The sequence below is a fragment of the Halococcus sediminicola genome (genome assembly GCF_000755245.1).
GTDB classification, from domain to species: Archaea; Halobacteriota; Halobacteria; order Halobacteriales; family Halococcaceae; genus Halococcus; species Halococcus sediminicola.
The window spans coordinates 68,377-92,470 of the sequence record NZ_BBMP01000011.1 but is presented as its reverse complement, the minus strand read 5'-3'; the positions used below and the strand labels follow the sequence as shown (position 1 = coordinate 92,470).

Annotated in this window: 19 protein-coding genes and 1 tRNA gene; 12 read left to right on the top strand and 8 right to left on the bottom strand. The window is 63.7% G+C overall.

Annotated elements, in window-relative coordinates:
- Positions 1-17: 17 nt before the first annotated feature.
- The gene (locus tag ACP97_RS07625; protein WP_049997245.1) at positions 18-1,613 is read right to left on the bottom strand and encodes a molybdopterin-dependent oxidoreductase; all 1,596 of its coding nucleotides are present in this window, start codon (positions 1,611-1,613) and stop codon (positions 18-20) included.
- A gap of 90 nt (positions 1,614-1,703) precedes the next feature.
- Here ACP97_RS07625 and ACP97_RS21140 point away from each other — a divergent pair, with 90 nt between their 5' ends.
- The gene (locus ACP97_RS21140) at positions 1,704-1,835 is read left to right on the top strand and encodes an HVO_2523 family zinc finger protein (RefSeq protein WP_394297702.1); all 132 of its coding nucleotides are present in this window, start codon (positions 1,704-1,706) and stop codon (positions 1,833-1,835) included.
- On the opposite strand, the gene ACP97_RS07620 is transcribed toward ACP97_RS21140, so the two are convergent.
- Positions 1,808-2,476 (bottom strand): TVP38/TMEM64 family protein, encoded by a 669-nt coding sequence (locus tag ACP97_RS07620; protein WP_049997244.1) that lies wholly within the window; start codon positions 2,474-2,476, stop codon positions 1,808-1,810. The genes ACP97_RS21140 and ACP97_RS07620 overlap by 28 nt on opposite strands.
- Before the next feature lie 80 nt (positions 2,477-2,556).
- Between ACP97_RS07620 and ACP97_RS07615 the strand changes: the two genes are divergently transcribed.
- On the top strand, positions 2,557-2,910 hold the full coding sequence (locus ACP97_RS07615) for a DUF5830 family protein (RefSeq protein WP_049997243.1): 354 nt from the start codon (positions 2,557-2,559) through the stop codon (positions 2,908-2,910).
- Here ACP97_RS07615 and ACP97_RS07610 read toward each other — a convergent pair.
- Entirely contained in the window at positions 2,894-3,901 is a 1,008-nt protein-coding gene (locus ACP97_RS07610; RefSeq protein WP_049997242.1) for a DUF7115 domain-containing protein, read from the bottom strand. The two genes, ACP97_RS07615 and ACP97_RS07610, sit on opposite strands and share 17 nt — an antisense overlap.
- Positions 3,902-3,984: 83 nt before the next feature.
- Here ACP97_RS07610 and ACP97_RS07605 point away from each other — a divergent pair.
- From ACP97_RS07605 to ACP97_RS07585, 5 genes are all read left to right on the top strand, one after another.
- A tRNA-Met gene (locus tag ACP97_RS07605) sits at positions 3,985-4,107 on the top strand.
- A gap of 489 nt (positions 4,108-4,596) precedes the next feature.
- Entirely contained in the window at positions 4,597-7,782 is a 3,186-nt protein-coding gene (locus tag ACP97_RS21010; RefSeq protein ID WP_049997241.1) for an NEW3 domain-containing protein, read from the top strand.
- A 3-nt stretch (positions 7,783-7,785) separates the two neighbouring features.
- Positions 7,786-10,233 (top strand): efflux RND transporter permease subunit, encoded by a 2,448-nt coding sequence (locus tag ACP97_RS07595; RefSeq protein WP_049997240.1) that lies wholly within the window; start codon positions 7,786-7,788, stop codon positions 10,231-10,233.
- Positions 10,230-11,000: a TrmB family transcriptional regulator gene (locus ACP97_RS07590; protein WP_049997239.1), complete on the top strand. Its 771-nt coding sequence runs from the start codon at positions 10,230-10,232 to the stop codon at positions 10,998-11,000. The genes ACP97_RS07595 and ACP97_RS07590 overlap by 4 nt, the downstream gene beginning before the upstream one ends.
- Positions 11,001-11,046: 46 nt before the next feature.
- Positions 11,047-11,643: a TetR/AcrR family transcriptional regulator gene (locus ACP97_RS07585; protein ID WP_049997238.1), complete on the top strand. Its 597-nt coding sequence runs from the start codon at positions 11,047-11,049 to the stop codon at positions 11,641-11,643.
- A 29-nt stretch (positions 11,644-11,672) separates the two neighbouring features.
- Here ACP97_RS07585 and ACP97_RS07580 read toward each other — a convergent pair whose 3' ends face one another.
- The gene (locus ACP97_RS07580; RefSeq protein WP_049997237.1) at positions 11,673-11,963 is read right to left on the bottom strand and encodes a hypothetical protein; all 291 of its coding nucleotides are present in this window, start codon (positions 11,961-11,963) and stop codon (positions 11,673-11,675) included.
- A 108-nt stretch (positions 11,964-12,071) separates the two neighbouring features.
- Positions 12,072-14,375 carry a COG1361 S-layer family protein gene (locus ACP97_RS07575; RefSeq protein WP_154019974.1) on the bottom strand — a complete coding sequence of 768 codons (2,304 nt, stop codon included), beginning with the start codon at positions 14,373-14,375 and terminating at the stop codon, positions 12,072-12,074.
- 158 nt (positions 14,376-14,533) lie between these two features.
- Between ACP97_RS07575 and ACP97_RS07570 the strand changes: the two genes are divergently transcribed.
- The 4 genes from ACP97_RS07570 to ACP97_RS07555 all read left to right on the top strand — a co-directional run bounded on the left by ACP97_RS07570 (position 14,534) and on the right by ACP97_RS07555 (position 17,846).
- Entirely contained in the window at positions 14,534-15,595 is a 1,062-nt protein-coding gene (locus ACP97_RS07570) for an ABC transporter ATP-binding protein (protein WP_049997235.1), read from the top strand.
- Positions 15,588-16,370 carry an ABC transporter permease subunit gene (locus tag ACP97_RS07565; RefSeq protein WP_049997234.1) on the top strand — a complete coding sequence of 261 codons (783 nt, stop codon included), beginning with the start codon at positions 15,588-15,590 and terminating at the stop codon, positions 16,368-16,370. The genes ACP97_RS07570 and ACP97_RS07565 overlap by 8 nt, the downstream gene beginning before the upstream one ends.
- Positions 16,370-17,161, top strand: a complete 792-nt coding sequence (locus ACP97_RS07560; protein ID WP_049997233.1) for an ABC transporter permease subunit — start codon at positions 16,370-16,372, stop codon at positions 17,159-17,161. Before ACP97_RS07565 ends, ACP97_RS07560 begins: the two co-directional genes overlap by 1 nt.
- A 61-nt stretch (positions 17,162-17,222) precedes the next feature.
- On the top strand, positions 17,223-17,846 hold the full coding sequence (locus ACP97_RS07555; RefSeq protein WP_049997232.1) for a TetR/AcrR family transcriptional regulator: 624 nt from the start codon (positions 17,223-17,225) through the stop codon (positions 17,844-17,846).
- A 713-nt stretch (positions 17,847-18,559) separates the two neighbouring features.
- Here ACP97_RS07555 and ACP97_RS07545 read toward each other — a convergent pair.
- Entirely contained in the window at positions 18,560-19,435 is an 876-nt protein-coding gene (locus ACP97_RS07545) for an FxLYD domain-containing protein (protein WP_154019973.1), read from the bottom strand.
- A 295-nt stretch (positions 19,436-19,730) separates the two neighbouring features.
- Here ACP97_RS07545 and ACP97_RS07540 point away from each other — a divergent pair, with 295 nt between their 5' ends.
- Positions 19,731-21,248 (top strand): ATP-binding protein, encoded by a 1,518-nt coding sequence (locus ACP97_RS07540; protein ID WP_049997229.1) that lies wholly within the window; start codon positions 19,731-19,733, stop codon positions 21,246-21,248.
- Positions 21,249-21,282: 34 nt separating this feature from the next.
- Here the strand turns inward: ACP97_RS07540 and ACP97_RS07535 are convergent, their stop codons facing one another.
- A complete protein-coding gene (locus ACP97_RS07535) occupies positions 21,283-23,490 on the bottom strand; it encodes an LUD domain-containing protein (RefSeq protein WP_049997228.1) in 2,208 nt (735 codons plus the stop codon).
- Complete coding sequence (locus ACP97_RS07530; RefSeq protein ID WP_049997227.1) at positions 23,487-23,990, bottom strand: LUD domain-containing protein; 504 nt, start codon at positions 23,988-23,990, stop codon at positions 23,487-23,489. The genes ACP97_RS07535 and ACP97_RS07530 overlap by 4 nt, the downstream gene beginning before the upstream one ends.
- Positions 23,991-24,094: the final 104 nt, after the last annotated feature.

Below are 24,094 nucleotides of genomic sequence, written 5' to 3'. Positions count from 1 at the left end.
CGCCGTAACGCGAAGCGTTATTTGACCGTCTTCGAGACCCAACCGCTCGCACCGCTCGGCGACGGTCCGCTCTTTTTCTTCGGCTGGAGCGTACCTTCCCCGTCCGTCGCGCGGACGACGACCTCGTGTTTACCCTCTGGAGGCTCGTAGCTGTACGCCCACTGTCGCCAGACGTCGCCCCCGAGGTTCGGTTCGAGTACCTCCGAAAGCCGCGCCTCGTTCCACGAGGAGCCACCGTCCGTCGAGACCTCCACCTTCTGGATGCCCCGAACCCCGGCGTTCGCGTGGCCGGCGACGGTTACCTTGCCGTCCTGCTTGTTCGTCGCGTGGAGTTTGGCGACCGTGTTAGCGGGACCGGTCCCCTTCCAGCCGCGTTTTTCCCAGAAACCCTTCGCCGGACGGTCGAGGATTTCGAGTTCGTCGAGCCACTTGACGTTGATTTCGCCCCAGTGGCCCGGCACCAACAGCCTGACCGGGTAGCCGTGCTGGCGCGGCAGGGTCTCGCCGTCCTTACCGTAGGCCAGGAAGCCCGTCCTGAGTGCCTCGACCGGGAATTCCTCGTAGTAGCCGTCGACCGAGCGGGCCATGACGAACTTGCCCTGTAGGTTCATCCCGTCGAGCACTCGTGCCATCGGCACGCCCTCCCAGAGCGCGTTGTCCATCTTGTTCCCGTTGAGCCGGTCGCTGACACACCGTAGCGTCATGAACCGCAATTCACTACCCATCGACGTGAGCCGGTCGTAGTCGAAAGTCTGCTCGTTTGCGACCGCACCCGTCATCGACAGCGACCAGTCGGCGGCGTTCACGTCGGGATTGACGTTCGCGGTATCGACCTCGTAGAAGTCGTCGCCGCTCACCAATCCTTCGAGACCCGAAACCGAGAGCGATTTCGATTCGGCCTTCGAGAGCAACCGACCGGCCGACGGTCCGGCGTTGTTCGCTTCGTTTCCACTGCTCGCATTCCCCGAGTCGCCGGTCGCGTTCGCACCGCCGTCCGCCCCGTCCGCACTCGCCGCCGAGTCGCCGGGAGCACCGGCCGCCGACCCCTCACCGCTGCCGAGTGTGTAACCGAGCACGCCGACACCGAGCGCGCCGGCGACGCTGCCCAGCACCGAGCGCCGCCCGTCCGAGACCGCTCCGCCGCCGACGCGCCCCATCGAGGCGAGCACCGCAATAGCGACCACGGCGGCGCTGGCGACGCCGGTCCCGAGCGCCGGCACCACAGCGCCCGTCACCACTGTGGCCGCGAGCCAGACGAGAATTCCAGTGAAGGCCACCGAAACGGCGGGATTGGCGAGTCGTCGCCCGGTGGCGAGCGCCGCGAGCGCGAGACAGGCGAACAGTCCGCTGCCGAGCACGAACGCGAGCAGCAGGTTCAACTGCTGGCCGAGATGCTCGATGCCGACCCCTTCACCGAGCTGGGTGAGCGGTCCCTTGGCGAACGTCAGCAGCGCCGCCGGCAGGGTTCGCGTGAGAAACGCCGTGATCGGCGCGAGAACGAACGACGGCGTGTAGCCGGCGAGCGCGTACGACCCGAAGACGCCCGCAACACCCGCGAAGACGGCCGTCACGACCGCCGGGGCGAACGACCCGTTCGTGGAGAGGTTGCTCATAGTGGTGAGAGAGCCGACGCGCGGATGAACGTTGGCCGGACTCCGACCCAATTTCGTCGCGCGGGCAAAGGTTCACCTGCGCGCCGTCGAATGCACGGTATGGACGCGCCAGAGCAGGGTCGGCCCTGCCCGAAGTGTGACACCGGCATGCAGCGCCGCCACTGCAAGTACGTCTGCCCGCGCCACGGCGTCGTCTACGACTGCTCCGACACGTTCTGGTGAGCGCGCCGCTCGCGGAGGTACTCGTAGGCCGGCCCGGCGAGCGCGAGGACGGCGAGCGCACCCGCCGCGAGCGCGAGTTCGACGCCGGCCCCACTCAATCCCGCGACGGCGAGCGTCGAGAGCGAACTCCCCGCGAGCACCGCCGCGACCGTCCACGGCACCTCGCCGACGAGCGTTCCCAGGAGATACTCCCGAGGACCCACCCCAGACAGCCCTGCGCCGGCCGAAACGGGGTCGGCGGGCAGCGGGGCGAGGCGGGCGGCAGCCACGCCACGAGCGCCGCCGACGCGGGCGAAAAACCGCTCGCCGGCGTGGCCGATGCGTCCGAAAGCGCTCGCGTCGCCGGCGTACCGTCCGAGCACGTACGGTGGAAGGCAGGTGACGAGCACGCCGGCGAGCGCGAGTGGCAGACCCCAGAACCCGTAGCCGTAGCCGACCACGGCCGAACAGAGGCTCATCGGCCACGCGACGAGCGGGCGGCCGAGGTACAGCCCCGCGACAACCAGCGCGAACGCGAGCGGGTGCGAACGGAGGTCGCCGACCCAGCCGAGCAGCGCGGCCGGCGAGAGCGTGAGCGCGGCGAGCGCCACCACACTTACGACGGCCACGACCCCGACGAGACGCCGACGAGCGCGCGACACACGCCGACTCGCGGGGCGGGCGAGAAGCCGGTTTCGGTCCGTTTCGCACGACGTTTACGCACCGACGATTCAGTCTATCCGTGAGCGACGTGGTCGAACTCGGCGTGAGCCTCCTCGCGACCCTCGATGACGACGAACTCCCCCTCGCCGAAGCGGTGAATCGACTCGAAGCCGTCACGAATAATCCGCACACCACCCGCAGTATCCTCGATACGGCCGAAAAGCGCGGTATCATCGAACGCGAAGACGGACGGGTTCGGGTTCGGTCGGGAGGGTTCGTCCGTTTCGAGCGCGACGTCGTCACGCGGGAGGGCGAGTTCACCTGTCGGCGCTGCGGTGCAGCGCTCACGACCGGTCATTTCGTCGAACTCGACGCCGGCGAACTCGGCCCCTTCGGCTCCTCGTGTATCAGGAAGGTTATCGGTCGTCGCTGACTCGCTGCGTGCTGGCCTCCTCGACCAACCGTTCGAGCAGTTCGGTCTGCCGTTCGAGCAACTCGGTCTGGCGCTCGACGCGCTCGCTCAACACATCGACCTCGTCGGCCAGCCGCCTCTCGTCGGTTCTCTCTCCTTCGTCGCTGTGGGTGGGTTCGCCCTCCGTGTGGTCCGATTCGCTCGCTTCGGGAATCAGCGGTTCGGGTGATTCGTCGGGCGGAGAACGGGTCTGAGATGGGGTTTCCGCGGTGGTGGGCGCGGTGTCACCGGCGGCGTCGCGGTCGGTTGTTTCGTTGGCCGAACTATCACCGGCGGGGTCGGTAGCGACGGTCCGGGATTCGGACTCGACGGGAGCGGTGTCGGTCGTTCGTTCGGGTGTCCGATCCGGTAGCTGGTCGATGCTGGCGACGCCGTGGTATGCACAGAGCGCGTCTTCGAGCGTCTCGTAGGCTTCGCGCCGACCCTCTCCGGTGAGTTCGATATATCGCGCTCGGCCGTCGACGTCGATGCGGAGGTCCTCTTCGAAGCGCAGGTCGGTGACCCGCTCGTAGTCGTAGCTGTCGTGTTCGCGGTCCCAGACGGCCTCGCCGACGGAGGTCAGCAATCGTCTATCGGTGACGACGAGCGTCCGCTCGCCGAAGCGGTAGCTCTCCTCGATGCGTTCGTCCTCGTCGATGAGTCCGGTGGTTCGGAGCACGCCGGCGAGCACCGGCGGGAGGACGGTGTCGATGCGCTCGCGCGGGGCCGAGAACGCCTCGACGCCGTGTTCGTACTCGAAGGCGAACGTCGCCTCGCGGCGGTCGGCCGAGACGTCGAAGCGGCCGACGTCGTGGGGAAACTCCTCGATCGATTCGCTGCTAAACAGTCCCGCGGCGCGATAGACGAGCGTCTTCGGTGGCGTGACGTAGACCCGGTCGTCGCCGCCGACGTTCACGCTGGTCATCCGTCGCTCGTCGGCGAGGCGCTCGCGGACGATGCCGGGAACGTCCATACGGCGACTGTGCTATCGACCAACAAAAGACTGCCGGAGCGAGATAGGAACGTTAATGAACGCGAGTCGAATATCGATGGATAGCCCGGGTGGCTTAGCTGGACATAGCGCCGCACTCATAGGGTTTCACCGAGTGCGCTCCCCCGAGGCTGTCGCCTCGGACCTGGGACATGCGGAGATCGTGGGTTCGGAGCCCACCCCGGGCATTCTCGACTCAGTTTAGTGTCCAGAGCGGGGCTGAAACGGAACTAGCTGTCAAATCGTACTCGTCAGAAATTCATCCATCGGAGCGTGTCCTGAGTGCAGTAGACACGGGACCGACGAAGTAGATGCCTGCTATCGATCTCGGTTGAACGTGGATACGAAAGCCATTTATCCTTAACTGATTGTTCAGTCTATATGGGTGGAGACGAAACACGGCCGGTTCTGAGGGGGGATATGGCGATCACGACCCCGGCACAGTTCTCGCGTGAGCAAGTCACGCCGGGTCTGGAGGCGCGAGCAATGCCTTTTCGAGAACATGAGACGAGTCGAGACCAACCATCGTCCATCGGAAACTGTATAGTCACTCCAGTCGGTAATCGTAGCATGAGCTCCGTTAGTAGAGAAATACAGACAACGGGGGACGACCATCTCGTTCGTCGTCCGTCGGTGGGAAGCGAATCGCCTGTTGACTCGGTGCGGGGCCAATTCCGATGAATCGTGCCGCAGTCGCAGCCGTCCTCGTCGTGTTGCTCACCGTGCAGGGAAGCGTCGCTGGCGTGCTCACCGGTGATTCCTTCTCGAATGCGAGGAACGACACCACCGACGAAACGACGGTGTCGGATGCGTCGAGCGCGACTTCGATCGCCGAGTCATCGGAGACCACGGATGGCGTGGCGGCCGCGAACGCCGAGGCCGACGACGATGAGGGTTTGTCGGCACAGAACGCCGATGGGACACCTTCCGACGATGCAACCACGACGGAATCGATCACCGATGGAACGACGGAACCGACTGAAACGAGTACCACGCAGACCCCGACCTCGACTGAAACTGAGGCCGAGACCACGACCGAGACGGCAACCGATACCCCGACTGAGACGGACACGTCGAGTGAAACGGGGACTTCGGACGGAGAACGAAGCGAAACGAACGGCTCGGATGAGCCGGATGAGTCGGACGAAGTGACTGACTCGAACGGGTCGGGCGAAGAGCAAACGTCGACGGAGGAGACGACTTCATCGGAGACGCCATCATCGACCGAAGGCGAAGCGCCGGAGAGCGGAAGTGCGCCACCCGGCGACACGAGTGGAGCTAGCGAAGCGCCGCCGAGCGGTGGCGAGGCGGATGCGCCGCCACAGAGCAGCGGAGCGGCTGAGGGAGCGAGCGCTCCCTCGACCGGAGCACCGAGCGCGGCGGCTGGCGGAAGTCCACCAACTGAAGCCGCACCGTCGAGCGCGGCCGCCGGCGGGGCGGCGGCAAGTGGTTCGCCGGCCGGGGCTAGCCAGTCGCCCGGCGGCACATCCGGTGCGGCAGTGAGCGGAGCAACGTCCGGTAGATCCGCAGGCGCATCCGGTGCAGCGCCGTCGGCAGGTGCAGCGCCTTCGGGTGGTGCACCCAGCGGGGCCAGCGGTGCGGGCGCTGCTCCGGCCGGAGCGGGTGCAGCACCTTCCGGCGCACCGAGCGGAGCAGGCGCGGCCCCCAGTGGATCGAGTGGCGCTGGTGTGGCGGGAGCGGGCGGTGCAGGCGCAGCGGCCGGTGATTCCGGAGCGTCGTCGGACGCCGAGTTCGAGATCACGTCGGTCTCCTCGGACGTGGTGGTCGGCGGCACGGGAAACGTCTCGGTGACCATCGAGAACACCGGCGAGGACGCGACCGACGCGGTCGTGAGCTTCCAGTCGCAGTCGGGCGATCTGACCTTCGGCCAGTCGCCGGAGACGAGCCGGTTCGTCGGTGACTGGGACGAGGGCGAGAGCCGCACCGTCGAGGTGACGATGCGCGCGTCGCCGAGTGCGGACACGGCCGAATATCCGATTCAGGCGACGGTCTCGTACGACGATGACGACGGCAACCAATCTCAATCCGCGCCGCTGACGTTCGGCGTCACGCTCGAGTCAGAACAGGGGTTCACCCTCGGCGGCGTCGATAGTGACCTTGCGGTCGGCGAGAAGGGAACGATCTCGGGAACGATCTCGAACGAGGGTCCCGAAGCGGCCGCCGACGCGGTGCTCGCCGTCTCGCCCAACGGCAGCCGGGACGTCGTCCCGCGCCAGTCTCAGTACGTGCTCGGCGACCTCGACGCGGACGAATCCGAGTCGTTCGAACTGCCCGTACTCGTCAACGGTACTGCCGAACCCGGCGAACGGCAGGTCCAGTTCGTCGTGCAATATTACGATTCGGACGGGAACCCCCTCCAGAGCAAGCCGCTCAACGCACAGGTCGATATCGACGCCGAGAGCGACGACTTCGAGATCACCGACGTCGAGGCCGATGTCGAGGCCGGCGAGCAGGGGACGCTTTCGGTCACGATGAACAACACCGGCGAGAACGTCACCGATACCACAGTCAGCTTCCAGTCGCTTTCCGGCAGCATCCTGTTCGGTGAGTCGGCCAACGCCAGTCAGTTCGTCGCCGACTGGGATACGGGCGAACAGCGGACCTTCGAGTTCGACGTGACCGCCGCCGACAGCACCACAGGCGGGAACTACCCGATGCAGGCGTCGCTCACCTACGACGATGCCGACGGCGATCAAGCGCAGTCGGGACCGTTCTCCTTCGGTGTCGAACCCGACGAGGGACAGGACGACTTCGCGGTGGTCTCCTCGTCTTCCGAAGTGCAGGTCGGCGACGAGGGACCGGTGAGCGTGACGCTCGAAAACCGTGGCGAGAACGTCTCGGAGGCCACAGTGTCGCTCCAGTCGCTGACGGGCGACATCCTGTTCGGTCGGGCGGCGAACGCCACGCAGTTCGTCGGCGAGTGGCCCGCCGGGGCCGAGCGGACAGTAACGTTCAACGCGACCGCGAGCAACCAGTCCGAGACCCAGAGCTACCCGCTCCAGACATCGATCTCGTACAAGGACAGCAACGGCGACGTGGGCCAGTCCGACTCGTTCACGCTCGGCATCACGCCACAGCCAGAACAGACGTTCACACTCTCGAATACCAACAGTACGCTGGCCGTCGGCGACGAGGGCAACGTCACGGGCACGATTACGAATCAGGGGCCGCAGGACACACGGAACGCGGTCGTGACGCTCGTCTCCGAGAGCCAGAACATCCAGCCACAGACGACCGAAGTCGCCATCGGCAGTCTGCCGGCCGGCGAGGCGGCGAACTTCTCGCTGCCAGTCGAGGTCACTGATGGAGCTGAACCCGGCCAACAGCAGTTCTCCTTCATCGTCGAGTACGACAACCAGAACGGCGACACACGCCGGAGCGGCACCCTCGATACGCAGGTCGGGGTCGAACCACAGCGCGACGAGTTCCTCGTCGAGCGGGCGAATTCGAGTCTCGACGTCGGCGCGTCGGGCACGGTGACGCTCAACGTGACGAACAACCGCGACAGTACAGTCAGCAACGTCAACGCGAAGGCGTTCGTCGACGACCCGCTATCGCTTTCGAGCGACGAGGCGTACATCGCCGAACTGAACCCCGGTGAAACCCAGCAGATCGCCTTCGACGTGAGTTCGGGCGGCGACGCGAGCGCCGGCGAGTACCCGCTCTCGGTCGACTTCCAGTACGATTCGGGTGGCGAATCGAAGCTCTCCGACACCTACGAGGTGCCGGTCGAACTCGTCGCGAGCGACGACGGCGGCATCCTCTCGTCGCTGTCGGTGATGTGGGGTCTCGGCGCGTTGCTCGTGTTGTTCGGCGTCGGCTGGGTCTGGTCGAGACGGTAATCGATGGTCGAGTACCAACGCTACATCGACTGGATCGACGAGTGGATCACCGAACGGCCGCGGACGGTGATCATCGCGTTCCTCCTCGTCACGGCGGTGTTCGCGGTCGGACTCACGAACATCTCGACGGACGCCGGGACGAGCCAGTTCACCGAGGAAAGCCCCGCACAGGCCGCTCTCGACGACATCGACCAGGAGTTCTCGCCCGCCTTCGAGGCGGGTAACGGCAGCACACAGCTCATCCAGTCGGGGTCGAACGTGCTCGCCAAGGACGAACTGTTGGCGATGCTCGAAGCCCAACAGCGCCTCGAAGACCACGAGAGTCAACGGGTGGTCTCCTCGTCGAGCGCCGCCGGGATCGTCGCCCAGACCATCGACCCGAACGCGACGAGCGTCGATGGCCAGATCCGCGCGCTCGAAGGCGCGACGACGGGCGAAATCGAAAACGCGATTCAGACGGCCGCCGCGGGCCCCGGCTTCACAGGACTCGTGAGCAACGACTTCAATCGCGAGTCGGCGTCGGCCTCGGCCACGATCGGGACCGTCCAGCACGACGTGCTCGGTGGGGTCTCCTCGTCGTCGGCGGGGACGGGTGGAACGAGTCCGCTCACGGACATCCAGATCCGCGCACAGGAGATCGTCGGGACGGTCGATAGCGACATCCAGGTGTTCGGCAGCGGCATTACCTCCGACGAACTCTCGAGTGTCATCTTCGATTCGCTGCTCATCGTCGTGCCGGCGGCGTCGCTGTTGATCCTCGGCTTTCTGGTCTTCGCCTACCGCGACCCAATCGATCTCCTCTTGGGTGTGTTCGCGCTCGTGATGACCGTCGTCTGGACGTTCGGGTTCACCGGACTCGCGGGACTGCCCTTCTCCCAGATGCTCATCGCCGTGCCCCCATTGCTGCTCGCGGTGGGTATCGACTTCGGCATCCACGCGATCAACCGCTACCGCGAAGAGCGCGTCCAGGGCATCGGTATCAGCCAGTCGATGCGGACCGCGACCGACCAACTCCTGGTGGCCTTCTTCATCGTTACCGGTACGACTGTGGTGGGCTTCGGTGCGAACCTCATCAGCGACCTCGCCCCGATCCGATCGTTCGGACTCGTCGCCGCCATCGGCATCGTCTTCACGTTCCTGATCTTCGGGATCTTCCTGCCGGCGGCGAAGGTCTGGGCCGACGAACTCCGCGTGAAATACGACGTCCCGGAGTTCGGCCTCAGCCCACTGGGGGCGGAAGGCTCGGTGCTGGGACGGGCGCTGATGGTCGGCGTCGGCGCGGCCAAACGCGCGCCGTACGCGCTGCTCGTGCTGACGGTCGTTTTGACGGCGGTTTCGGGCGTCTACGCGACCGGCGTCGACACCTCCTTCTCGCAGGACGACTTCCTGCCGCCGGAGGAGGTGCCGGGGTACGTCGAGAACCTCCCCGAACCGTTCGCGCCCGGCACCTACACCGTGACCGATACGACGAACTTCCTCGAAGAGCGCTTCAGCACCACCCAGGGCAGTTCGGTGACGGTCTACGCCGAGGGACCGTTGCGCGACGATTACGCCCTGGAATCCATCCAGCGCGCCAACCGGAACCCGCCGGACGCGTTCGTCGCGAGCGACCGGATGGCCGATACCGAGAGCATCATCACCGTGATCGACGACTACGCGGCACAATCGCCCGAGTTCGCCCAGTTGGTCGCGCGCAACGACGTCGACGACGACGGCGTGCCCGACGATGATCTGGGGACCATCTACGACGCGCTGCTCGACTCGCCGTATCGCACGCAGGCGCTCCAGTACATCACCGAGGACTACCATAGTACCCAAGTCGTCTATTCGACCGAAAGCGACGCCTCGAACGACGAAATCGAAAGCGACGCACGGACGCTCGCCAACCGCTACGAGTTCACGGCGACCGCCACCGGCCAGACCATCGTGCTCGAAGCCGTCTCGGGGACCATCTTCTCCTCGGCGATTCGGAGCCTCGTCACGGCCCTCGTCGTGACGGCCATCTTCCTCGTGCTCGTCTACTACGTCATCGAGGGTCGGCCCTCGCTCGGACTCGTCAATCTCGCGCCGATCGTCGTCTCGGTCGCGCTCCTTGCGGGGTCGATGCGCCTCTTCGGCATTCCGCTCAATGCGCTCACGGCGACGATCCTCTCGATCGCCATCGGTCTCGGCATCGACTACTCGGCGCACTTCGTCCACCGCTTCGCCGACGAGTACCACGAGTCCGACGAGAAGATATTCCCCGCGCTCGAAGAGACTGTTCGGGGAACCGGCGGCGCGCTCACCGGCAGTATGCTTACCACCACGACAGGTATCGGCGTCCTCGCCCTCGCCATCACGCCGATTCTCGGCCAGTTCGGGCTGGTGCTCGCGCTGAGCATCTTCTTCGCGTACATCGCGGCCATCCTCGTTACGCCGTCGGTGGTCGTGGTCTGGGGGCGGTTCGCATGACCGATCACGACGAGGCGGTCGCGGCACTCAAGCGGTTGGGATTGTCGAGCTACGAGGCCCAAGTGTTCATCGCGCTCCAACGGCTCGATACCGGGGTCGTCCGTGACGTCGACCGGATGACCGAGGTCCCGCGGTCGCAGATCTACGGGGCTGCCGAGGACCTCGCCGAGCGCGGCCTGCTCGACATCCAGCAGTCGAACCCGATACAGTACCGCGCGGTCGAACTCGACGAGGCGCGAACGCGACTCAGAGAGCGCCTCGACAGGGAAGAAGAGCGTGCGTTCGACTACCTCGAATCGGCACGCGAGGAGTTCGCCGACGAAAGCGAATCCCAAGAGGACATCTGGACGGTGCAGGGCCGCGAGACGATCGACAACCGGGTCGTGAAGCTCGTCACCGAGGCCAACAGTCGAATCGTCTTCGGACCGAGAGAGGTCACGGCCCTCGACGAACCGATCGCCGACGCGCTCGTCGCCGCCAGCGAGCGCGGCGTCGACGTGACCGTCCTGACCGCGAGCGACAGCGTACGGGAACGCTTCGACGATGGTGAGGTGACGGTCAGTGCAGTCACCGGTGCGCCCGACGACGAGCGTAGCGGTCGCGTCCTCGTCGTCGACGCCGATACGGTCCTGATAAGTGTTCTCGGTGGTGAGGAACTGCCGGGAGTTCGTCGCGAAGCCGCGGTCTGGAGCAGCGAAACCGGCTTCGCGGCGGTGCTCGTCGGGCTACTGGACGTCTGGTTCACCCAGTACATCGACGAGTGGTGAGGCGAGGGCGACAGCCTTTTGATCGTTGACTGAATAGTTAGTCTGCATGGACGCGGACACGACCGACCAACCCGGTACGCAGTCGGAGATCATGGAAGCGACCTATCGCGCGCTCTGCGAGCACGGTTACGCCGATCTCACGATTCAGGCGATCGCCGACGAGTTCCCGAAGAGCAAATCGCTGCTGTACTACCACTACGACACGAAAGACGAGATCCTCATCGCCTTTCTAGAATATATGCTCGACGAGTTCACTATCGAGGACACCATCGACACGGAAGACAGCCCCGACGAGCAGCTGTGGACGCTTATCGACGAGTTCCTGCCGGCGTCGCCAGACGACGAGCAACGCGAGTCACAGGTCGCACTGTTCGAGTTGCGCTCGCGGGCGCTCTCGGATACGGCCTACTCCGAGCAGTTCGCCCGCGCCGACCATCTCATCTACGAGACGCTCGAAACCGTCCTCGCAGCCGGTGTCGACGACGGAACGTTCCGGGCGGTCGATGTCGAGACGACCACGGAACTGCTCGTGTCGAGCATCAACGGGGCGATGCTTCGGCGTGCGACGACGACCGAGGACCTCACGGCCCAGACCCGCGCGGCGATAGCAGGGTTCGTCGACTCACATCTCCTCGCCGAATAGACGGTTCGCCTCCGGTCAAGGGGCGGCGATTATCGCGACCACCGACCGGCACGCCACTCCCAGAGGAGTTCGAACCCGACCCAGCCGACCGACCAGACGAGGACGACCGCCGAGACGAGTGCCGTCGTGGCGAGCGCTTCGAGCGGCAGGGCGAGCGCCACGAGAAGCGGGTAGAACAACACGGCGAACCCGACGGCCAAAAGCAGGCTCCCGACGCCACAGAGATGGTGTTCGACCGAGCCGACACGGTTCGTTCCCTCTCGATCACTCTCCGGGATAACCGACTGTTCTTTTTCGACCGATCCATGTGGCACGTACACACATAGCACCCAAACGAACGTACGTCATCAGTTCATATTAACTGTTTCGCCGGTAGCGAGTGCCTGAGTGGTGGGTTCAAAAACAGGATACCGCGCTCGCTGCGAGCGCTATCGGAGATACCAGATCAGTCCGCCGAGGACGACGATGAGGAGCACTGCGCCAACCACGACCGGCCCGGTGACGAGACCCGATTCGGCGGCGACCACTGCGATACCGACCGGCGGCGCTTGCGTCTGTCGCATCTCATTACTGTTCGTCTCGTACTGGAAGTCGATGATGAGCGGTATCCGACTCGGGACCTCGACGTCGTCGGCGTCGATTTCGAGCTGTCGCGTCACCGTTTCGCCGGGTTCGAGCTGCCCGACGAACAGACTGGTTGGTGAGACCGCCAGCGACCCGCTCCCGTTGGGGACCGCTTGGACGTTCCGCAGCGTCTCGCTGCCCTGATTCGTGACCGTGACGTTCATCACTTCGGACTGCTGGACGGTGACGTTCGGGTCTTCGATCGTCGTGGTGAGCAGTGGCCGTCGTGGCGCGACGTCCACCTGGCTCATGAAGCCGGTGTCGGTTCGTCTGTTGTCCGTCGGGCCCGTGTAGGCAACCGAGTACTCGACTTGCTGTGGTCCGGTGGCTCCACCCTGCACCGATACCGGGAAGCTGAAAGTCTCGTTCTCGCCGACGTCCAAATTCCCGACGGGGTAGGCTGCACGCTCGCTCGTGATTCCGGAGCGATTACTGAGTCGAATCGTCGCGTTGCTCACGGGCAGTGGCCCGGCGTTCGTGACCGTCCCGTTGAGGCTCCCATCGCGATCGATGCGGAGCGTGGTGTCGGTCGTGTTGATGGCGAAGGCCTGTTCGTCACGGGGACTGATACCCATCGATAGTTGCTGAGAGCTGACCGGCTGACCGTCGTCCAGATAGCTTACCTGTGCGGTGAGCGCGTAGGCTTCCACCGAGGCGTCGGGCGTCGCGGTCGTCCCGAACGAGACCGTCTTCGTCTCGTTCGCTTCCCACTCACCCACGTAGCGGGTCGCGGACGTGCTGTTGCCGAACAATACCTGCGCATTCGACGATTCGAGCGTCACCGAGGCGTCTTCCCTGTCGGACCCCGTATTGCGGAGCGTGAGGTCGATGGTCCCCGTGTCGCCGACCTGCACGTTCGACGCGACGTTTTCGAGTGCGAACTCGTCGGCGCGGTCGTCGATTATCACTTGTGTGGTGAGTCGCTCGCTTCGAACCGTCTCGCCCGCGGCGTTCCGATACTGCACCACGAACGGGAGTTGGCGCTCGCCGGGTTCGGCGGAGCCGTTGACGACGAACGGGTATTCGAAATCGACCGATCCGTCGGGACTGATGTCCTCCAGCACGACTTCGGACTGGCGCGGCACGAGGTCACCGGTCGCGTTCGCGGCGAACACCAGCGTCGCGTCGGTCGCGTTCTTGGGACCGTCGTTGGTGATGGTTCCTGAGACCGTCCCTTCCTCGCCGACGGCGAGTGAGCTATCGACGCCATCGAGCGTGAACGCCTGCTCGCCCGCGGGTGTGACGCCGAAGAGATACGGGCCGGCCTGCGTCTCTCGTCCGTCGTCTTCGTGGGCGACCGTCGCCTGCACCGGGTAGCTGCGTTCTCTGGCGCTCGATGCGGCGCTGATGTCGGTTTCGATGGTTCGCTGTTCGCCGGCCTCCCAGTCGCCGACGAACTCGCTCGTGTTTGCCAGCCCACCGAAGGTGACGGTTCCGCTGAGTGTCTGAAGGTTGATCACGGCGTCCTCGATGTCTCCGCCTTGGTTTTCGAGCACGACCGAGAGGTTGCCGGTATCACCGACCGCTACATCCGACGAAGTCGAGACGATCGCGAAATCCTCGTCGCCTTCGCCTGCCGTGACGCCGAACGTGAGCGGTGCGGACTGGCTCTGGTCGTCATCGTCGTTCACGTACGAGACGGTGGCCTCTACCGGATAGCTGCGCGCTTCTCCACCTGAGGGAACGGTCGCATCGAGTTCGATGGTCCTGTTTTCGCCCTCGTCCCACTCACCGACGAACTGGCTCGCGGTCGCCGACTCACCGAAAACAAGAGAACTGCTCCGGGATTGGAGGTTGACAACGACGTCCGCGGCGTCTTCACCTTGGTTTTCGATCGTCACCGCAACGGTCCCTTGTTCTCCGACTTGGAGGTCAGCATCGACATCGACCACTTCGAAGTCGGCATCAGGCGATGCCGTCTGAGTGCTCGGGGCGGTCGATTCGTCGGTCGTGGCAGCCGGAGCGGCCGAGTCGTTTGCAGTAGTAGTCGAGTTGTTGGCCACCGGGCCGGCCTGCTGGGCGACCGGTCCGGTCGAGAAGCCGGTAACAGCCGCCGGAACGGCAAGCAGTGCTACGAGCGCGATAGTCGTAATCTGTCTTCCATTCATGATCTGGTGGCGCGGCGAACCGGCAGGGACACCGAGTCGGTCCCGAGCGGCACGCATCGTCACATGGCAATAGACAATGACTCGTATTCAATGTTTCCAAAAATAAAACGGACGAAAATTCATATACTCATGAATCGTAGGGACGGTAGCGACAAGCCATGGCTGCAATAGAAACGGACGGGCTGACCAAACACTACGGCGAGGTCCGCGCCAACGAGAACCTCTCTTTTGCGGTGCGCGAGGGCGAGGTCTTCGGATATTTGGGACCGAACGGTGCGGGCAAGTCGACCACCATCCGCACGCTGATGGGCTTTCAGTCCCCGACGAGCGGGAGTGCCACGGTGTTGGGTTACGACGTCACCGACCGGGACGCGATGATCGAGGCCAAACGCCATCTGGGATACATCCCCGCCGAGATGGGCTTCGACGAGAGCGTCACTGGCGAGCGATTTCTGCGCTATCAGGCCTCGCTCAAAGGTGATACGCGCAGCGAGGAGCTGCTCGAACTGTTCGACCCGCCGATGGAGCGGGCGATCGGCGAGTATTCGACGGGAAACAAGCGCAAACTCGCCATCGTCCTCGCGTTCATGCATGACCCCGATCTGGTCATCATGGACGAGCCGACCTCGGGGCTGGACCCGCTGATGCAGGAGCGGTTTTACGAGTTCATCCGCGACGAACAGGCCAAGGGGAAGACGTTCTTTTTCTCCTCGCATATCCTGAGCGAGGTCCAGAAGATCTGCGACCGGGTGGGCGTCATTCGGAACGGCCACCTCGTCGAACTCGAAGACGTCGAGACGCTGCTCGATCGGGGTGGCAAGCGCGTCTCGGTGCGTATCGCCGGTCCTGTCGAAGCAGGCGAGTTCGCCATCGAGGGCGCACACGACCTCTCCATCACCGGCGACGAGCAGCCGTCACGGCAGGCCGCAGCCGATGGGGGTGAGCGCGAACGAAGCGAGCGCGATTCTCGCCGGGCCGCGGAGCGGTCCGGCGGTGGCGACCGCTCCGACGACGATGACGCCTTCTCAAGCGACCGCGAGGACACGAGCGTGAGTTTCACCTTCACGGGCGATTACAACGAACTGCTCGAACACCTCGTCAAGTACGACGTGCTCGACCTCGATATCTCGGACGCCCCGCTTGAAGACGTGTTCATGCGCTTTTACGGCGAGGTCGAACCCGACGAGGAACCCGAATCCGGGAGACTCGTCGATGTTTGAGGTCGCACGGTACGAAGGTGAGCGCCGCCTCGTGCTCGGTGTCACCATCGCGGCCGCGGCGGGCTTTTACGGCGCGATGTTCGTCGCGCTGGCTCCCTCGCTGGCGGATTTCGACATCACGAGCCTCCTCAGTGCCTACCCCGAACAGCTCACCGAGGGACTTGGATTGGAGGCGATGGATTCGCTCGCGGGTATCCTCGCGGTCGAACTCTACCAGATCGGCTGGCTGCTCGTGCTCGGCCTCTACCTCGCGTACAACGCGGCTTCGATGGTCGCCGGCGATATCGAGACCGGGCGGATGGACACGCTGCTCGCCGCGCCCGTCTCGCGGGGCACGATCATCGTCGAGGAGTTCTTTTCGTTGCTCGTACCGATCCTCGCGGTCAACGCTATCACTCCGGCGGTGATCTACGTCGCTGCGGGCGTCATCAACGAGCCGATTAGCGTTGCGAATCTCGTCGCGCTCCACGCACTCGCCGTGCCGTATCTCCTCTTCTGTGCGGCCGTCGGGCTCGCCTTCTCGGTGTTTCTCGGGAGCGAGAGCCTCGCCCAGCGTGGGGCCATCGGCGTGCTCGTCGTCGCCTTCCTCGTCGAGACGGTGTTCGTCGGCACGGACTACGAGGACCTCGGCGTGTTGACCCCGATGAACTACTTCGACCCGACGGAAATCCTCGTCGACGGGAGCTACGACATCGCGGGCGCGGGGATTCTGCTCGCGGCCGCCCTCGTGTTGGTGCTCGCGAGCCAGTTGCGCTTCAGGGGGATGGACATCTGATGGCGCTCGAAGTGCTCCGCTACGAGGGCAACGACCGCGTGCGGGGCGCGTTCGGTATCAGCGCCGCGTTCTCGGTGATGGCGATCGCTTTCCTCGCGCTCGGCCCACAGATCGTCGCCGGTGGCGAGTTCGAATCGCTCAGCGAGGAACTCCCTCCAGTATTCGTCGAGGCTTTCGGCTTCGAGAGCCTCGGCAGCATCGAAGGGTTACTGGCCAGCGAGTTCTACACCCTCTTCTGGCTGCTGTTTTTCGGCATCTATCTCGCCTACAGCGCGGCCGGCTCGATCGCGGGCGATATCGAGACCAACGAGATGGACACGCTGCTCGCCGCACCTGTCTCGCGGACCAGCGTGCTCTTCGAGAAGTTTCTCTCACTACTGGTGCCCATCGTCGTCGCCAACCTCGTCGTGCCGAGCGTGGTCTATCTCGGCGCGGCGATGGTCGGCGAATCGGTGTCGCTCACCGACCTCGCGGTGTTGCACGGACTGTCGATTCCCTACCTGTTTTGCTGTGGGGCCATCGGACTCGTGCTGTCGGTGTATCTCGCCGACAAGGACACCGCCCAGAACGCGGCGCTCGGCGTGCTGTTCGCGCTGTTCATGCTCCAGTCGCTCGTCGTCTCGACGGACGTCGAGTGGCTCGGCAACCTCGCCCCGATGGCGTACATCGACCCGAACGAAATCCTTGTCGAGGGGACCTACGACATCGCCGGTGGGGCCATCCTGCTCGCCGTCGCCGTCGTGTTGGTGGCCGTGAGCCAATTTCGTTTCACCCGAATGGACATCCAGTGACCCGGACGAACCGCCCGGTCTTCGAGACCAACTCGAACACGACACCCGATCAACCAGCATCATGAAAGGATTCAGCGACGAAAAACGACGATACATTCGACAGGAACTGCTCGACGAGGGCCGGAAACTCTTCGCGCGCTACGGGCTGCAGAAGACGACGATGACCGATCTCACCGACCCCGTGAACATCGCACCGAGCACGTTCTACCAGTTCTTCGACTCGAAGGAGGAGCTCTACCTCGAAATCCTCGAACGCGAGGGCAAGCAGTTCTACGAGCGCGCCGTCACACCGCTCGAAGAGCACTCCGACCCCGAACGGGCGATCGTCGAGTACCTCCACATCGTCTTCGAGGAACTGGAGACGAACCCGATAATCGAACGACTGCTCGCCGGTAACGAAGTGGAGCAGTTGCTCCATCTGTATTCCGACGAGGAGTTCATCGAACAGCGCACGCGCGAACTCGGCTACGTCATGCCCTACATCAGGGAGTGGCAGAAGGCCGGGATGATTCGGGAGGGCGACCCGGAGGTTCTCGCCGCCACCATCGACTCGGTCGCCGTTCTCGCCTTCCACGAGGACGAAATCGGTGCGGACCTCTACCCGGTGGTCCGCGACATGATGATCGAGACCATCGCGACGGGACTCACCAACGCCGCCGCTCGAGACGAACCCGAATCCGAGTAACTACACGGAGAGTAATTCACGACCATTATCGATCAACTCGACAGCATCGGTCGCGGTCTCGTTCGACTGAAACATGGCAGAGCAACTGCTATCTATCGATCGTGGTATCTTCGGGACGGCTACAAGAGAATGGGCCGACGGGGGAAGGCTGTTAACCAGTTCGATCCGGTGCGAGTGATGCCACGCAGTGGATGGGCGGTAGTCCCCCGATAGCGGAGCCGAGTAGTGATTGGCTCCACCTTTGACTAAATATTCGGTCAGTATAAGGGTTACGATGGTATCTACCCTACTGATCCGAACCCGGCTAGGGAATCCTTCGATCGTCTCCGATCGGCCACCGTGGAGTTCGAGACACTCGCCGTTCTCCGAATCGGTCCCGGGGAGTCCGTTTTCTTCGCGGCACTTGCGCAGTCGAATGACCGCACAGGTGGCCTTCTTGGCCATCGTCCGTTTTTCTCGTCCAAACGCGGGCACTTGAACCCTAGTTCCAAGTTCATCCCGAGCACTACTTCGTAGATTTTCAGGCCTCTGATGGATTCGAAACGCGAAGACGCGAGAGACACCGCCGTGACGCTGGATCCTCCACGAAGTATTGGTGATGGAATTGTCACATCCAATTGCTAATACAGTTCGTGAGACACGCCGAAATTGCTAATTGCCGCTAATCTCACACCTCGTCCGTTATGCTGCCCGGTGTGTTTTTGCCGTATCTCCTATAGTGTGTTCGCATAGAGGTCGTAATCCGAGATGCGAGTCGCGTCCTGCGTACTGTACGCAAGATATTCGAGCGAAGTTTGCCACGATTCGCCCGCTGGGAGTTGATCGAGACTGTCGAGCCCGTCACCCAACGCAATGCCATCGTCATCGTAGAAAACGCAGAACACCGAGGGCGAAACTGCACTGTTCGACGTATTTTCGATACGAATTGAGAGCGTTGGCTCCTCTCCAGTATTCAAGTTCTCCTCCGCCACCTTGAGCGAATCCGGGATCCCGAGTTCGGTCTGGAACGTATCGGCACTCGTGATCTCGATCTCGCCACGTTCTGGTTTGTCTTCGTCGAAGTATAGTTCGTGGACTTCCCACTGTGTTCCCGACTTGAGGAATGCAATACTCGTTGTCGTGCTGCTGAGAATCGAATCTTCGCTATCATAGAAGGACACCCTTGCTTCGGGAAGTCGAAGAACACTATTTCCGGTATTCTCGACTAGACCAGTCATGTAAATATCTGTTCCGTACTGTCCTTCATCAACAACGAGTTCGCTATTCGTGACGTTGGTGTTGCCTGCTCCACCACCGCCAGAGGGTGTGAGTGTTTCTGCTTCACTCATCTCTGTTCCTCCAGCAGTTGTCGTTTTCATCGAACCGTCAGTTTCCATTGTTGTAGCTCCGGTCGCACTTTCCGTCGCTACAGTACCCGTGCTTTCGCTAGTCTTGCCGTCGGTGGCGTTGGCATCGTCGCTACCGCTCGTTCCGCCAGCGCTACCGTTTCCGCCGCTGCTGTTGTTGCCGCCCGACTCGCCGCTACAGCCGGCCAGACCGAGGCTTGTTGCAGCACCAACCACCGCTAAATACTTCCGCCGATCTATCATCAATGGATAAATACATCGTATTGGGATAATAGTTTCGTTTGTCTCAAACCACCGGACTCTCCGCGAGTGAAGAAAGTGGGGTGGGGAAACGTCGGCGGTTATTGCTCGGAATCGAACACTGGTCGTGGATGCTGACTCAGCCGCTTCAACGGCGATTTCGATCGTCGAAACGACGATTTCTCACGCGGGGTTTTTGTGGGCGCCGGGTGCAGTGAGGAGTAACTCATGGGTCTCTGGACACCGCACGAAACGCGACCCGGCAGGTTCGGCCGGCTACGAGTTAGAGGGCTGACCGATGTCGCGTGAGGACCAACGGACGGTCACGCTCGACGCCGACGGTATCGTCTCCATTCCGACCGTCGAACTACTGACCGGACGCGGGTTCGTGACCGGCAAGAGCGGCGGCGGGAAATCGAACACCGCGAGCGTCATCGCCGAGGAGTTGCTGGCGGACGGCCATCCACTTCTCATCGTCGATACCGACGGCGAGTACTACGGACTCAAAGAACAGTACGAAGTCCTCCATGCGGGTGCGGGCGAAGAGTGTGACGTCCAAATCGGCACCGAACACGCCGACAAACTCGCCGAACTCGCGCTTGAGGGGGGTGTGCCGGTGATCCTCGACGTGTCCGCCTGTCTCGACGAGGAGGGCCACGACCTCGTCCGGGCGACCGTCGAGGCGCTGTTCACCCGCGAACAGGAGGCGCGTCGGCCCTTTTTGCTACTGGTCGAGGAGGTCCACGAGTTCATCCCCGAATCCGGCGGTCTCGACAGCGCGGGGGAGATGCTCATCCGCGTGGCCAAACGCGGCCGCAAGCGCGGCCTCGGGTTCTGTGGCATCTCCCAGCGGCCGGCGAACGTCAAAAAGGACGTCATCACCCAGTGTGACTGGCTCTGCTGGCACCGGCTGACGTGGGACAACGACACCTCGGTCGTGCGGCGCGTGCTCGACGGGGATGCGGCCACGGCAGTACAGAGCCTCGACGACGGCGAGGCGATTCTCGTCACCGATTGGGATGGCTCCCGCCGACGGGTGCAGGTTCGCCGCAAGGAGACCTTCGACGCCGGCGCAACGCCGGGTCTCGGCGGCGTCGAACGGCCCGACCTCAAGAGCATCGGCGACGGACTGCTCGACGACCTCCAGGGGATATCGGAGCGCACGCGCGAGCGCGAAGACCGCCTCGCACGTCTCGAAGGGAAACTCGAACGGAAAAACGAACGGATCGCCGAACTCGAAGCCGAACTCGACCGTGCCAGAGACCTGAGCGACATGGCAACCCAGTTCACCCGTGCATTGACTCACACGGACGGTGTGGCGACCGATTTGGGGAGCGATGACGGTGCGGATACGACACGGACCGAGCGCCAACGCGACGCCAGCCGGGACACACCGGGAGCCGACACGCCCTCTCAGGAAACTGACGGAGCGGACGAACCCACCGATTCCGTGTGTGCCGAAACGGGAACAAACGACGAGACGTACGCCGACCTGCTCGACGGCGCAGTCATCCGTCACGAGATTTGGAGAGCGGAAGAACACTCGCGCGCATCCGCGGAGTACGCAAAGGGCATCATCGCCACGCTCGTCGACGAGAACGGGCCAGTCGGTCACAGTACGATTCTCACACGGCTGGGAAGTTCGAGTACCGACGACGTCACGGCAGTAGCGACCACGCTCGAATCGATGCGGATCATCGACAAGACGCACACCGACGAGGGGCTGATGGTCGACCTGAACAGGGCCGGGATTCAGGAGATGCGCGAGGCCACGACCGGACGCGAGCGAACGCGGGAGTTGGCCAACGATTTTTGACCCGTCGAAAAATCACCCGATCGACTTCCGATAGCTACACTCGGGCGTCCAACAGTTGCACCGGATGTCGGCTCGGCCGCTCCAGCAGCGAATCGAGCTGTTCGAGACACGACGTGCCGCTCGCTACAACCGTGCGATTGCGCGCCTCGTCGGTCCGGAACTGGGCTTCGAGTTCGCTTCCCACGTCCATGCTCAACTCGTAGTATTCGCGCTTGTAGCCAAAGGAGCCCGCCATCCCGCAGCACTCGACCTCGGAGGTGAGCACGTCGTAGCCACGGTCTTCGAGGACGGCCACCGTGTGGGCTTCGAGACCGAGGGTCCGCTGCTGGCAGTGGCTGTGATAGGCCACTCGCTCCCCGTCGCCCGCCCGCAGTTCGTTACTGTCGGCCCCGTTTTCGAGCAGTCCGTAGACGTACTCCATGATCTCGTAGCTACTGCTGTCGAGGCGCTCGGCCGACCGTTCGGGCAGGAACTTCTCGTACTCGCCGGCGAACATCGCGAGATCGGAGGGTTCGATGACGACGATATCCCGGTCGGCGTCGATGTGCTCGGCGAGGTCGGCGTAGACGTCGTGGGCGTGGCGTTCCGCCGTCGAAAGCATCCCCTGTGAGAGCGGCGCGCGCCCGCTGGCGGCGACGGCGGGAATCTCGACCGTGACCCCGAGCGCTTCGAGCACCCTGACGGCGGCCTTCCCGCGCTCGACCTGCACGTGATTCGTGTAGGCGTCGGGATAGAGCACCGCCTCGCGGTCGGCGTCGGCCGGTGACACGCGCGACCCGCCACGGGAATCGAACCACTTTCGAAGGGTTTCACTCTCGAATTTCGGGAGCACGCGCCGGCGGTCGACACCCAGAAATCGTTCCATGAGCGCCCGTGCGGGTCGGCTCCTCGCAACCCAATTCGACAGTGGCGCGGTTGCGCTCCCCCATTCGGCGAGGGTCGCGTAGTTGCCGAACAGCCGCTTTTGCATGTTCATCCCGCCCGGTTCCTCGTCGGGGGTCAGTCCCTCGACGAGGAAATCGAACTCCGTGGACTCGTCGTGGTTGATGCGGTCCCTGACCACCTCGTTGATCCATGGGATGTCGATCTTCACCGGACAGTTGTTGACACAGCGCGAACAGCCCGTACAGAGGTCGTTGAACTCTTCTGCACTCTGCTGTCCGTGGACGCCGGCTTCCCAACCCGTGGCGATACCACCCGAATAGGTCTCGCCGCCGAAGGCGTGGCCGCCGACGTGCTGGAAGTTCGCACACGAGTTCGCACAGGCCCCACACCGGATGCAGTAGAGCGTCTCTCGCAACTGGTCGTCGTCTCGCATCGCTGTCCGGCCGTTGTCCAGCAGGACGAGATGGAACTCGCGGTCGCCATCCGATTCGGAAATCGGCGTGTCGGGACTCTCGAAATCGACCGTGGGTGTCTCCACAGGAGGGGAAAGCATCGTGACGTACTGGGTGATGGGCTGGCCGGTCGCCGAGCGCGCGATGAGTTCGACGAACGGCTGGAGATCAGAGAGCGTGGGAATCAGCTTCTCGACACCCGCCACGGCGACGTGCGTGTCGGGCGTCACGGCCGATTTTCGGGCGTTGCCCTCGTTCGTGACGAGCGTAATCGTGCCACTGTCGGCGACGACGAAGTTCGCACCCGTCATGCCGACGTCCGCATCTCGAATCCGCTCGCCGAGGTAGTCGCGGGCGAACTCGGTGAGTTCCTCGGCGCTCTCTAAGGGTTCGTCGGGATCGAACTGGTCGTTGAACAGTTCGGCGATCCCCTCGCGGGATTTGTGGATCGACGGGCCGACGATGTGCGATGGCGTCTCGTCGGCCACCTGCAACACGAACTCGCCGAGGTCGGTCTCGTAGACGTCCACTCCTGACTTCTCGAGGGCATCGTTGACGTCGATCTCCTCGGTGGTCATCGACTTCGACTTCACGAGCGTCTCCGCGTCGTCGGCGACCTCCTCGATGTACCGATTGGCGTCGGTGGCGTCCTCGGCGAGATAGACCGTCCCACCGTTGGCTTCGACGCTCTCTCGCACCTGTTCGACGAGTTCGGGCAGTCGCTCGATAGCATCCTCCTTGATTGCCCGAACCTCGGTTCGGAGCTCCTCGTACTCGTCGAACTCGTCGATGGCGTCGTACCGACTCTCGTTGAAGTGACCCGCGTTCGCCCGAACGTTCTCGCCTTCGGTGTCGAGCAGGTGGCGGATGTGTTGGGCCTTCTCCCGTCTGGTCTCCGCGCTCATTGTTCGAGCACGATGACGTGCACTTCAGCCGGACCGTGGACACCCTCGACCATCTCGCCCATGTCGGCGGTCGCGCTCGCACCGGTGGCGAACACATAACTACTCCGTCCGGCGGCGAATTCGTCTTCGAGCCAGCCGAACGCCTCGTCCATCCCCGGACGAAGGTCCGCCTCGCGCAGGACGGCGACGTGGCGGTCGGGATAGAGACTTACCGGCTCGCTCCCCGCCTCATCCGATTCGACCGCGAGGGTTCCGTAGGAGGCGATGCCCATCCGAGTGGGGGTGACGCCCGTCGTCGCCGATCCGAGCTGTGCCGGGGTCGGGTCGAGCACTACCTCCGCGTCGTCGAGCGAAACGCCGTCGAATCCCAGCGGAACGCCGACGGCTGGTTCGTGGAGCGCCTCGGCGAGCGCATCGTCGAACCCGTCGGGATCGGTTCGCGTCGTTGCGACGTCCAGTCCGGCGAGCGAGGACTCGAACGCCGTGAGGGACTCACTCATCGTCCGGAGTTCGGTGGAGGGGTATATCGGCCTTTCGCGGAGCCACCCGCGTTCTCACCACCGAGACCATCGATAATATCATTATCTTCAATTATGTTTCTCCA

Excerpts from the sequence above, each read along its gene's own strand:
- ACP97_RS07625 (WP_049997245.1), bottom strand. The coding sequence starts at position 1,613 with ATGAGCAACCTCTCCACGAACGGGTCGTTCGCCCCGGCGGTCGTGACG.
- ACP97_RS21140 (WP_394297702.1), top strand. The coding sequence starts at position 1,704 with ATGCACGGTATGGACGCGCCAGAGCAGGGTCGGCCCTGCCCGAAGTGT.
- ACP97_RS07610 (WP_049997242.1), bottom strand. The coding sequence starts at position 3,901 with ATGGACGTTCCCGGCATCGTCCGCGAGCGCCTCGCCGACGAGCGACGG.
- ACP97_RS21010 (WP_049997241.1), top strand. The coding sequence starts at position 4,597 with ATGAATCGTGCCGCAGTCGCAGCCGTCCTCGTCGTGTTGCTCACCGTG.
- ACP97_RS07595 (WP_049997240.1), top strand. The coding sequence starts at position 7,786 with ATGGTCGAGTACCAACGCTACATCGACTGGATCGACGAGTGGATCACC.
- ACP97_RS07590 (WP_049997239.1), top strand. The coding sequence starts at position 10,230 with ATGACCGATCACGACGAGGCGGTCGCGGCACTCAAGCGGTTGGGATTG.
- ACP97_RS07585 (WP_049997238.1), top strand. The coding sequence starts at position 11,047 with ATGGACGCGGACACGACCGACCAACCCGGTACGCAGTCGGAGATCATG.
- ACP97_RS07575 (WP_154019974.1), bottom strand. The coding sequence starts at position 14,375 with ATGAATGGAAGACAGATTACGACTATCGCGCTCGTAGCACTGCTTGCC.
- ACP97_RS07570 (WP_049997235.1), top strand. The coding sequence starts at position 14,534 with ATGGCTGCAATAGAAACGGACGGGCTGACCAAACACTACGGCGAGGTC.
- ACP97_RS07565 (WP_049997234.1), top strand. The coding sequence starts at position 15,588 with ATGTTTGAGGTCGCACGGTACGAAGGTGAGCGCCGCCTCGTGCTCGGT.
- ACP97_RS07560 (WP_049997233.1), top strand. The coding sequence starts at position 16,370 with ATGGCGCTCGAAGTGCTCCGCTACGAGGGCAACGACCGCGTGCGGGGC.
- ACP97_RS07555 (WP_049997232.1), top strand. The coding sequence starts at position 17,223 with ATGAAAGGATTCAGCGACGAAAAACGACGATACATTCGACAGGAACTG.
- ACP97_RS07545 (WP_154019973.1), bottom strand. The coding sequence starts at position 19,435 with ATGATAGATCGGCGGAAGTATTTAGCGGTGGTTGGTGCTGCAACAAGC.
- ACP97_RS07540 (WP_049997229.1), top strand. The coding sequence starts at position 19,731 with ATGTCGCGTGAGGACCAACGGACGGTCACGCTCGACGCCGACGGTATC.
- ACP97_RS07535 (WP_049997228.1), bottom strand. The coding sequence starts at position 23,490 with ATGAGCGCGGAGACCAGACGGGAGAAGGCCCAACACATCCGCCACCTG.
- ACP97_RS07530 (WP_049997227.1), bottom strand. The coding sequence starts at position 23,990 with ATGAGTGAGTCCCTCACGGCGTTCGAGTCCTCGCTCGCCGGACTGGAC.